Annotated in this window: 9 protein-coding genes; 7 read left to right on the forward strand and 2 right to left on the reverse strand. The window is 62.9% G+C overall.

Features of this window, described 5'->3' with window-relative positions:
* The first annotated feature begins 46 nt into the window (after window positions 1-46).
* From ACFQ6H_RS19670 to ACFQ6H_RS19680, 3 genes are read left to right on the forward strand one after another with little or no spacing between them, the layout of a single operon-like run.
* Window positions 47-4,894: an NAD-glutamate dehydrogenase gene (locus ACFQ6H_RS19670; RefSeq protein WP_378648030.1), complete on the forward strand. Its 4,848-nt coding sequence runs from the start codon at window positions 47-49 to the stop codon at window positions 4,892-4,894.
* Window positions 4,891-5,310, forward strand: coding sequence for a thioesterase family protein (locus tag ACFQ6H_RS19675; RefSeq protein WP_003944573.1), 420 nt, complete (start codon window positions 4,891-4,893; stop codon window positions 5,308-5,310). The genes ACFQ6H_RS19670 and ACFQ6H_RS19675 overlap by 4 nt, the downstream gene beginning before the upstream one ends.
* On the forward strand, window positions 5,303-5,989 hold the full coding sequence (locus ACFQ6H_RS19680) for a hypothetical protein (protein WP_378648032.1): 687 nt from the start codon (window positions 5,303-5,305) through the stop codon (window positions 5,987-5,989). Before ACFQ6H_RS19675 ends, ACFQ6H_RS19680 begins: the two co-directional genes overlap by 8 nt.
* A gap of 28 nt (window positions 5,990-6,017) precedes the next feature.
* On the opposite strand, the gene ACFQ6H_RS19685 is transcribed toward ACFQ6H_RS19680, so the two are convergent.
* Window positions 6,018-7,616 carry a glycoside hydrolase family 13 protein gene (locus ACFQ6H_RS19685; protein WP_378648034.1) on the reverse strand — a complete coding sequence of 533 codons (1,599 nt, stop codon included), beginning with the start codon at window positions 7,614-7,616 and terminating at the stop codon, window positions 6,018-6,020.
* A gap of 163 nt (window positions 7,617-7,779) precedes the next feature.
* On the opposite strand from ACFQ6H_RS19685, the gene ACFQ6H_RS19690 reads away from it, so the two are divergent.
* Entirely contained in the window at window positions 7,780-8,214 is a 435-nt protein-coding gene (locus ACFQ6H_RS19690) for a cupin domain-containing protein (protein WP_378537975.1), read from the forward strand.
* Window positions 8,215-8,218: 4 nt separating this feature from the next.
* Here ACFQ6H_RS19690 and ACFQ6H_RS19695 read toward each other — a convergent pair whose 3' ends face one another.
* Window positions 8,219-8,626, reverse strand: coding sequence for a globin (locus ACFQ6H_RS19695; protein ID WP_378537978.1), 408 nt, complete (start codon window positions 8,624-8,626; stop codon window positions 8,219-8,221).
* Between the two features lie 182 nt (window positions 8,627-8,808).
* On the opposite strand from ACFQ6H_RS19695, the gene ACFQ6H_RS19700 reads away from it, so the two are divergent.
* The 3 genes from ACFQ6H_RS19700 to ACFQ6H_RS19710 all read left to right on the forward strand — a co-directional run bounded on the left by ACFQ6H_RS19700 (window position 8,809) and on the right by ACFQ6H_RS19710 (window position 10,382).
* A complete protein-coding gene (locus tag ACFQ6H_RS19700) occupies window positions 8,809-9,507 on the forward strand; it encodes an HNH endonuclease (protein ID WP_020908239.1) in 699 nt (232 codons plus the stop codon).
* A gap of 145 nt (window positions 9,508-9,652) precedes the next feature.
* Window positions 9,653-9,916 carry a hypothetical protein gene (locus ACFQ6H_RS19705; protein ID WP_007730943.1) on the forward strand — a complete coding sequence of 88 codons (264 nt, stop codon included), beginning with the start codon at window positions 9,653-9,655 and terminating at the stop codon, window positions 9,914-9,916.
* On the forward strand, window positions 9,903-10,382 hold the full coding sequence (locus ACFQ6H_RS19710) for a DUF5130 domain-containing protein (protein ID WP_019749092.1): 480 nt from the start codon (window positions 9,903-9,905) through the stop codon (window positions 10,380-10,382). Before ACFQ6H_RS19705 ends, ACFQ6H_RS19710 begins: the two co-directional genes overlap by 14 nt.
* Window positions 10,383-10,424: the final 42 nt, after the last annotated feature.

A 10,424-nucleotide genomic window follows, 5' to 3' on the forward strand; every position in this document is an offset into this window, starting at 1 on the left:
AGAGATTGGTCGCGGCGATCAGAACCCACAAGGATGTGAGCCAGGAATGACAGACCGTGTACGGCAGCAGGGCACAGGCCTCGACGAAGCGACGTTGTTGACGCGTCTTCGCGAGGCCTTTTTCACGCATATCGACGAGGGTGACAGTGATGACGTCATCAACGGTCGATCGGATCGAGTCCTGCTCGCGCATCTTGCGCTCGGGCGGCAGCGGGCACAGGGCACGGCCGTATGGCGTGTGTACCGCCCGTCAGGATCCGAGGGTCTCGGCGCTGCTGTTCAGATCGTCACCGACGACATGTCGTTGCTCGTCGAGTCCGTCACCGCGATGCTCAACCGACAAGGTGTGGGAATCAGTCAATTCGCCCACCCGATCCTGACCGTCGAACGCGACGACTCGGGCAATCTGATGTCCTTGGGCGACAGCGGTATCCAAGAATCCTGGATGCATGTCCAGTTGGATTCCGAAGTCGAGGATTCCGCGCTCGACGCGATCGAAGCGCACCTCGGCAAAGTACTCGCAGACGTCCGCCAGGTGGTTGGCGACACCCCGGACATGAAGGCATTGCAACTGCGCATTGCCGACGAGTTGGCGAGCGCCGCCGAAACCGCCTCCGGCAGGATCACCCCCGAAGAGTTCTCCGACACCGCTCGACTACTTCGGTGGATGGCCGACGGAAATTACGCCGTTCTCGGGTACCGCCGATTCGAGGGCACGAAGGACGGTTCACGTACGGTCGCGGGTAGTGGACTCGGTGTGCTGCGCTCCGACGCGGTCACCGAGGGCCCGATGAGCTTGCCTCCCGTCGCAGATCTCCCGGATCGACCGCTTCTGGTCCTGACTCAGGGATCGTTCCCCGCCACGGTGCACCGCGCTGTCTACCCGTACTTCGTGGGCGTCTCGATCCTCGACGACAACGGAAACATCGTGGGGGAGCACAGGTTCCTGGGAGTGTTCACCGTTGTCGCCCTCCACGAGAACGTCCTCGCGATTCCCCTGATCGAGCGCCGCGTCCGCGAAGTCATCGCGCGTGCCGGCGTCGACCTGCATTCGTACTCCGGTCAGGCGATGCTCGAGGTCATCCAGTCGTTCCCGCGCACCGAGTTGTTCTCGAGCGATGCAGAGACCTTGTTCGAGACCGTGCACGCCGTGCACAGCATCGGATTGCGTCGGCAGGTGCGCCTCTTTGTCCGCGAGGACACGTTCGGACGCTTCGTATCCTGCCTGGTGTATCTACCTCGCGACCGGTACACGACGCGGGTTCGGCTGGCGATGCAAAGCCTGTTGTGGCGCGAATTCGGACCAGGCACAGTCGATTACACCGCCCGGGTGACCGAGAACGATCTTGCGTTGTTGCACGTGACGATCCGGCGCGATCCGGCCAGCGAGCCGGTTCATCTCGATGTCTCCGAGGCCAACCGCGAGCGGGTTCAGGCGCTGTTGACCGAAGTCAGTCGTAGCTGGGACGACCGCATCAACGACCTTGTTCGCGAAAGTCCGGGCGTGGATCCGGAACTGGTGCAGCGGTATTCACGGGTACTGCCGGACGGATACAAGGAGGACTTCGAACCGTCACGGGCGCTCGCCGACATCGCCAGGCTCGAGGCGTTGGCACCGGGCGCGATCGACGTGCTGCTCTATCGCGCCGTGGACTCCGCGCCTGGTGCCTGGCGCTTCACCCTCTTCGTGGGCGGTGACAGTATCTCGTTGAGCCAGGTTCTGCCTGTGCTGCAGTCACTGGGCGTCGAAGTTCTCGACGAGCGGCCGCACGTCGTGCAGCGCCTCGACGGCGTTCAGTGCTGGATCTACGATTTCGGATTGTCGGTACCGGCGGATCTTCGGGCGTCGGTCGAGATCGACCTCGATGCGCAGGTGCCACTCGAGACCAGTACCGCCCCGCTGACCGAGGTCCAGAAGCGCTTCACAGCCGCGTTCGGCGCAGTCTGGTTCGGCCGGGCAGAAGCTGACCGATTCAACGAGTTGGTTCTGCGCGCCGGTATGTCCTGGCGTCAAGCCGTGGTGCTGCGCGCATACGCAAAGTATCTGCGGCAGGCCACATTTCCGTACAGTCAGTTCCACATCGAAGGAATCGCGCTAACGCATCCGCAGACCGCGTTTGCATTGGTGCAGTTGTTCGAGGCGATGTTCGACCCCGAGAAACAGGACGACATCCGCGTCGCGGAATTGGACGAGCAGTTGCGTGCGTCCATCGACGAGGTACTCAGCTTGGATGCCGATCGCATTCTGCGTGGAATGTTCTCGTTGGTGAAGGCGTCCTTGCGTACCAATTTCTACGTCGTCGACGCCGATGGTCGTTCTCGTGACTACCTGTCGGTCAAGCTTGATCCCTCACGGATCAGCGAGTTGCCCAAGCCGCGGCCGGCTTTCGAGATCTACGTGTACTCGCCCGAGGTCGAAGGCGTGCACCTGCGATTCGGCGCCGTCGCGCGCGGCGGGCTCCGCTGGTCCGACCGGCGCGAAGATTTCCGCACCGAGGTGCTGGGCTTGGTGAAGGCGCAGGCCGTCAAGAACGCGGTGATCGTCCCGGTCGGCGCCAAAGGCGGCTTCGTCGTGAAGAATCCGCCCTTGCCGACGGGCGATCCGGCCGCTGATCGAACCGCGACGCTGGAAACCGGCAAGGCCTGCTACACCACGTTCATTTCCGGATTGCTCGACATCACGGACAACGTGCACGCCGCCACCGGCGAAGTTGTGACGCCGGATCGAGTGGTACGCAAGGACGATCAGGACCGCTACCTCGTCGTCGCCGCAGACAAGGGCACGGCGACGTTCTCCGATCTCGCGAATTCGGTTGCCGCCAAGTACGACTTCTGGCTCGGCGACGCGTTCGCTTCCGGCGGTTCCGTGGGATACGACCACAAGGGCATGGGTATCACCGCCCGGGGCGCCTGGGAAAGCGTCAAGCGGCACTTCCGCGAACTCGGTGTCGACACGCAGACCGAGGATTTCACGACGGTAGGCGTCGGCGACATGAGCGGTGACGTGTTCGGCAACGGAATGCTGCTCAGTCGCCACATCCGACTGGTGGGCGCGTTCGACCACCGACACATCTTCCTCGATCCGAACCCTGACGCAGCGAGTTCGTTCGTGGAGCGTCAACGGCTCTTCGAGTTACCTCGGTCGTCGTGGGCCGACTACGACACCAGCCTGATCAGTGAAGGCGGCGGGGTCTGGGATCGCACGGTCAAGTCGGTCCCGATCGCCGAAAGCGTTCGGGGCGCACTGGGGTTGGCCGAGGGAGTCACGAAACTCTCTCCGCCGGAGTTGATGCAAGCGATCCTGTCGGCGCCGGTGGACCTACTCTGGAACGGCGGAATCGGTACTTACGTCAAAGCGTCGACCGAGACCAATCCGCAGGTCGGCGACAAGAGCAACGACGCCGTGCGTGTCGACGGTCAAGATCTGCGGGTCAAGGTGATCGGTGAGGGTGGCAACCTCGGCGTGACAGCTCTGGGGCGAATCGAGTTCAGCGCCAACGGCGGTCACATCAACACCGACGCCATCGACAACTCGGCCGGCGTCGACTGCTCCGATCACGAAGTGAACATCAAGATTCTTCTCGATTCGCTCGTGCGCTCGCAGTTGCTGCCGTCACCGGAACGCAATCCGCTACTGGCGTCGATGACCGATGACGTGGCCGCATTGGTGTTGGCGGACAACATCGCTCAGAACGCGCTGCTCGGAATCTCACGGGTGACCGCGCCGCAGATGCTCGGTGTTCACCGCCGTCAGTTGACGGACTTGAGCAAAGCACGTGGCCTGGACCGCAAGCTGGAGGCGTTGCCGACCGACAAGGAGATCGAGCGTCGACTCGAGGCCGGTGTGGGTCTGACGTCGCCGGAACTGGCGACGCTGACGGCGCACGTCAAGCTTTCACTCAAGGACGATTTACTCGCGACCGAGTTGCCGGACAACGATTTCTTCGCACAGCAGATCCCGCAGTACTTCCCGACCGCTGTTCGCGATCGGTTCGAAACGGAGATCAAGGCACACCCGTTGCGTCGGCAGATCGTCGCGACGATGCTCGTCAACGAAGTGATCGACAACGGCGGAATCACCTACGCCTACCGCTTGGCCGAGGAGACCGGAGCGAGCAGCACAGACTCGATCCGTGCCTATGCCGCTGTGCGGGAGGTCTTTGCACTCGACGAGGTGTGGTCGCGAATCCGCTCGGCGGGCGTCAGTGCAGAGATCGAAAACGAGTTGATCGTGGAATCATGCCGACTGCTCGACCGGGCGTCGCGATGGTTCCTGGCCAATCGGCCCCAGCCGATCGCAGTCGGCGCCGAGGTTGCGCGTTACTCGGCAGCGTATCGGGCGACGGCCCCGCTGGTTCCCGGACTGCTCGCCGGCCATCAGCTCGACGATCTGCTGGTGCGCGCGCAGTCGGTGATCGACCGTGGGGCTCCGGAAGCGTTGGCGCTGGACGTGTTCCGGCTGCTCGACGTCTACTGCCTGCTCGACATCGCGGATATCGCGGACATTGCAGATCACGACATCACCGAAGTCGCGGAGCTGTACTACGCCTTGGACGCGCATCTCGGAATCGACTGGTTGCTGAGCGCGGTCTCGGGACTCGAGCGCGGCGATCGTTGGCACTCGCTCGCGCGGCTCGCGTTGCGAGACGACCTCTACAGTTCGCTTCGGCAGCTGACGATGGAGGTTCTGGCCGGCGGCGAGCCGGGGGAGTCGCCGCAGGAAAAGATCGACGAATGGGAATCGACCAACGCCTCGCGCCTGAGCCGGGCGAGGGCAGCTCTCGTCGAGATCTTCGAGTCTGGGACGCTTGACCTCGCGACGCTCTCGGTGGCGGCGCGTCAGGTTCGTAGCATGGTGCGCAGCATGGGCACCCGATCGGAGGTAGGACGTTGAGCGAAGGATTCCACGCCGAAGTAGTGGTTCGGTGGTCCGACATGGATGCCTTCCAGCACATCAACCACGCACGAATGGTGACGTTGCTCGAAGAGGCGCGGATTCCTTGGTTGTTCGAAGACTCGCGCCCGACGGTCACCCTGCGTGACGGGGCCGTGATTGCCGATCTCCATGTGCGGTACCGCGGACAACTGCGGCACGACGATTCACCGCTCGACGTCTTCATGTGGGTGGAAAAGGTGCGCGCGGTGGACTTCACCATCGCGTACGAAGTTCGCCCGCGCGGCGCCGATCTCAGCGTCCCGCCGTCCATCGTGGCGTCGACTCAGATCGCGGCCTTCGACATCGACACACAGCGTCTGCGCCGTCTCAGCGGCCCCGAGCGCGAGTACCTGGAGAGCTGGCAACGTGCATGAACGTGTACTGACCGTGCCCGAGGAGTCCGAGCGAAAGAACTTGGCCGGCTTCATCGGTCATGCACTGCGCTTGGACGAGTCCACGGTCATCCGGATGCGTCGACGCGGAGATGCCCACCTGAGTGTCTGGGCACCAACGGGTTTCGACGCTCTGGCAACGCGAACCGTGGCGGGCACCATCAACCCCGACGACACCTCGGCTGCCGGGGATCAATTGCTCGCGGCCGTGGAGCAGGCAACGGGTGAGCTGATCGATCCGGGGTTCGCCATGGATTCGGCGTGGCGTGGGGCGTTGCCGCCCACGGACGGCTTCGAGCACCTGGACGACGTGCCCGCCCGGGTGCTGATCGAACTGGCCCAGCGGGGCAACGCCTTGGCCCAGGAGCATGGCAGCAGTCACGGTCCGCCGGCGTCGTTGCTCGATCAGGACGTACTCGAGGTCAGTGGTCCGTCCGGCACGGTCGGGATCTCGATGCGAGTTATCTTTGCCTTGACCGCAATGGGATTCGTTCCGCACGTCGGATCCGAAGCGATGACCGCCGACATCGACCTCGAGCAGATCGACGCGTCGGAGTTGGTTCGGGTGCGGGCAAGCAAATCCTGGGTACGCCTTGATGCACGATTCGGCTCGATCTACCGTCACCGCGGAGGTTCGATACCCCTGATGGTGGCACGGTAGGAGTTCAGGCGGCGGGTGCGGTGGTCTCTCAGATCAGCCACGCCGCAGCATTGACGGGCAGTTGACCGTCGACCAGAGGCGCGCTGCTCAGTAGCAGCTGCCCGCTCGGCAGCGCGATGGGCACCTCCGTCGTGTTGAGGGCACAGATCAGACCACCACGCCGACGGAAAGCGAGGCAGCCGGGAGGACTGCCGTACCAATCGATGTCGGTTCCGGAGAACTCCGGCCTGGCGCTTCGAAGTTCGAGGGCGGCGCGATAGAGCGAGAGCATCGAGTCCACGTCCTCGATCTGCGCCTCCACGGTGAGCGTCGACCACTCGGGTGGCATCGGCAACCAGGTGCTCGCACCGGTGGTGAAACCGAAGGGTGGTTCGGTTCCTTCCCATGGAAGGGGCACGCGGCAACCGTCACGTCCGCGCTCGGTATGTCCGGATCGTTCCCAGACCGGGTCCTGCAGTGCGTCGTCGGGAAGGTCGACGTTCGGCAGACCGAGTTCGGCTCCGTTGTAGATGAAGCTCGCGCCCGGGAGCGCCAGCTCGACGAGGATCATTGCCCGGGCGCGGTGCGTCCCGATCTCGCCCCCGCCGTAGCGCGTGACTTCACGTTCGACGTCGTGGTTCGACAGTGTCCACGTGGGCACACCTCCGACCTCGGCGACAGCTGCGAGGGAGTTTTCCACGGCCTCGCGGACGGACTCGGCCGAGAACCCGGTTTCTGCGAGTCGGAAGTTGAATCCGAGGTGCAGTTCGTCAGGCCGGATGTATTCGCCGAACTTCTGGTTGTCCTTCACCCAGATCTCGCCGACGGTCATGGCCTCCGGGAACTCGTCCATGACCTTGCGGATTCCGCGGTGGATTTCGTGAACGGCCGGGTTGTTGAACCGCGGGTCGTCGTCGGAATTTCGCATGAGCTCGTTGAGCTCCCAGTCGTGGTCCGGCAAACCGTCAGGCTTGGCCATTCCGTGCGCCACGTCGATACGGAATCCGTCGATTCCGCGTTCGAGCCAGAAGCGCAGAGTCTTGGCGAGGTCGTCGAAGACCTCGGGGTTGTCCCAGTTCAGGTCCGGCTGCTCCTTGGCGAAGATGTGCAGGTACCACTGACCGGGTTTTCCGTCGGCTTCGGTGACGCGGGTCCATGCCGGGCCGCCGAAGATGCTCGGCCAGTTGTTCGGCGGTTCGCTGCCGTTCTCACCTTTACCGTCTCGGAAGATGTAGCGGGATCGCTCCGCAGAGCCGGGCGCCGACGACAGCGCCGCCTTGAACCACTCGTGCTGATCACTGGTGTGGTTCGGGACCAGATCCATGGTGACCTTGATTCCACGTTCGTGAGCCGACGCGATCAGCGAATCCATCGTCGCCAGATCGCCGAACAAGGGATCGATGTCGCGAGGATCCGAGACGTCGTAGCCGTGGTCGGCCATCGGTGACTTCATTACCGGGCTCAACCAAATCGCGTCGATACCGAGAAGCTCGAGGTATCCGAGTTTCTCCTCGACTCCGCCGAGGTCGCCGATACCGTCACTGCCCGAATCGGCAAAGGAACGCGGGTAGATCTGATAGAAAACCGCCTCGTTCCACCACGGTGCTTCGGGCCGGCTTACAGAGGACGAATCCGCGGGGGTGCTCACAGCAGTTCATAGTGCCAAACGTCCGGCACTCGCACGACTTGGACACGGCAAAAGCGTGACTCTTTACCTAGCCTTGGTGTACTTTGCATTGACGCGGTGACGCCATGTGGCAACTGTGGTGTTACCGCCGGGGGTGATGTATCGAAAATTCAACCAAGGGGGCTTGGCCATGACTTTGTCGGCAATCGAAGCGGTCAGTTTGGATCACGTGCTGCTCGATCATGATCCGATCAACCGGGACTGGATAATCTCCGGCACACCAGCTGCGCGGTCGGCGCAATGGTCGGTGAGTAAAGACGGCACCACGACCACGCACGTCTGGGATTGCACGAAGGGACGGTTTCGCTGGTACTTCCAGGCGGACGAAATCGTCCACATCATCGAGGGCTCGGTCACTGTTCAGGCCGACGGAATCGCAAAGCGGACCCTGGGCGTCGGTGATGCCGCACTCTTCCGTGCGGGCAGCTGGTCGGAATGGGAGGTCGACGAGTACGTGCGTAAGCATGCAATCTTGAGTTCACCGCTTCATCCCACAGTGTCGTTCGGGGTACGAGCGGCCCGCCGGGTTGCGCGTCTGTTCAGACCGAAGGCGAAGTAAACGCTCAGATGGCGGAGTTCACCATGGACGCAGCTGCCATCTCCATGTAGTCGATCAACTGCTTGCGATGCACCGGGCTCAGAGTCTTCTCGTCGATGGACGCGATGGCGACGTGCATGCACCGCAACCAAGCATCACGCTCGATCGGGCCGATCACGAAGGGATTGTGGCGCATCCGCAGACGCGGGTGCCCACGCTCCTCGGAGTACGTGTGCGGCCCGCCCCAGTACTGCTCGAGGAACATCCGCATTCTCCGCTCGGCCGGGCCGAGATCGGCCTCGGGGTAGAGCGGGCGCACAACCTCGTCCTTCGCGACTTCTTCGTAGAATCGCGCGGTGAGCTTGTGAAACGTCGCGGCTCCGCCGACGGCGTCGTAGAAGGTCTGCTGCACGTCGTGCTGTACGTCATTCATGGCAACTTCCATTGTGCCTGACGGCCGTAGTGGTCGGTTTCCGGGTCGACGACGGTTGCATCAGGTCGGAGTGCGTACCCATTCACCGGAAATTCACCGGCCGTCCTGGCAATTTTGTTCGAAATGGGAGTGCGTAACGCGATCATCCGTGGTCAACTTGGGGGCAGTCTCCCGGAGGTCGTATGAAGAACCGACATGCTGCACGCAATCACCGACAACTCCAGCCCACTAGCGCGCGGAACGACCACGCGTTAGGGGCTGTTCTGGAAGTTGTTCCTGACGGGTTCGCTCACACTGCTGACCCACTCTTTTCCGAAGAACATTCTCACCTCGAGATGTTCCCTCCCGATCGCGTCGTCCCCGAGTGGGTAAAACGTCGGGTGCTTCTGCTCAACGTCACCTACGAACCGCTGACCGCTCTCCCCGCACGGCGCGCGGTCGTACTCATGGCCTGCGGCAAGGCCGATACCGTCCACGAGGACGAACAAGGCCCGGTAGTCCATTCTGCGGACTGGTCGGTGCAGGTTCCCTCGGTCATTCGATTGCGCACCTACGTGCGTGTTCCTTATCGCGCCCGCATTCCGATGACCCGCGCCGCGCTGATGCATCGTGACCATTTCCGATGTGCCTACTGCGGAGCCAAAGCCGAAACCATCGACCACGTTGTTCCTCGCAGCAGAGGTGGCGGGCATTCGTGGGAAAACTGCGTCGCGTGCTGTGCCCCCTGCAATCACCGCAAGGCCGACAAGATGCTCAGCGAACTCGGGTGGACCCTCCGCGCGGAATTGGTTCCGCCGTCCGGCCCGCACTGGCGTCTGCTCGCGGCAACCAAGGAATTGCATCCGGCGTGGATGCCGTATCTCGGCGTGGGCGCAGCCTGAGCTTTGTTTCGGCGTGGGCGCAGCCTGAGCTTTGTTTCGGCGTGGGCGCGGCCTGAGTCGTGTTCCAGCGCCGCCGATACGAAATTGGCCGAGAATTTGTGGCCCTGACGCTTTCCTTCCTGGCGTTCTGGGCTACGTTACTGGTGTGAGCATTCTCGAGGTAGTACTGATATACGTTGGGATTCCGGCCTTGATCACCGCGTTCTTCGCGGCTGCGTCCTTCCTCGGGAAGAAGACGCCGGGACCGGTTCCGCCGGCGTTCCATCTCGGTGAGTCGTGGGATCACGCTCCCGTGCTGTGGAGTGCTGTCGACGAGGTCACCGTTCGCGGTGGCCATCACGGCAGTGCACACGCAATCGAAGCCGGTTCGGCTGATTTGATCGGAGGGTCCGCAAGTGGCAAGTGGTGATCATTCGACCGCGCTCGCAGTAGCGCCCGAGGACCTGCCGGTCGGCAGCGTCGTAACGTCCAGCGGACGTGTTTCCGGTGTGCATCGCATCGGTGAGCCGTTCACCGACGATCTTCCGTTCGAGACCATGGATCTGGTTGCGCTCGACGTCGCGATGACCGAAGCGACTCGGGCCACCAAGGTGCGATTCAACGCGTACATCGGTGATCTCGGTTCTGATCCAGCGGCGGGTGCCGACGCATTGTTCCCGACGACGCCCGAAGCCGAGCGTTCCGTCCTGATCGCAGTCTCGCCGAACCAGCGCACCGTCGAGGTACGCAGCGGGCGGGCAATCGCCGATCGGGTCACCGATCGCGTTACGCAGCTCGGAGCAACGGCAGCTGTTGCATCCTTCAGTGAAGGCAACCTGATCGACGGACTGATCAGCGCCATTCGCGTTATGGCAGCCGCAATTTCGGCGCCCTGACTGTAAGACACAGGCCGGTGCCCGCTTCGATTCGTGAGAATC

This window comes from Rhodococcus sp. NPDC056506, assembly GCF_042794945.1.
In the GTDB taxonomy this organism is placed as follows: domain Bacteria; phylum Actinomycetota; class Actinomycetes; order Mycobacteriales; family Mycobacteriaceae; genus Rhodococcus_F.

Excerpts from the sequence above, each read along its gene's own strand:
- ACFQ6H_RS19695 (WP_378537978.1), bottom strand. The coding sequence starts at position 8,626 with ATGAATGACGTACAGCACGACGTGCAGCAGACCTTCTACGACGCCGTC.
- ACFQ6H_RS19700 (WP_020908239.1), top strand. The coding sequence starts at position 8,809 with ATGAAGAACCGACATGCTGCACGCAATCACCGACAACTCCAGCCCACT.
- ACFQ6H_RS19670 (WP_378648030.1), top strand. The coding sequence starts at position 47 with ATGACAGACCGTGTACGGCAGCAGGGCACAGGCCTCGACGAAGCGACG.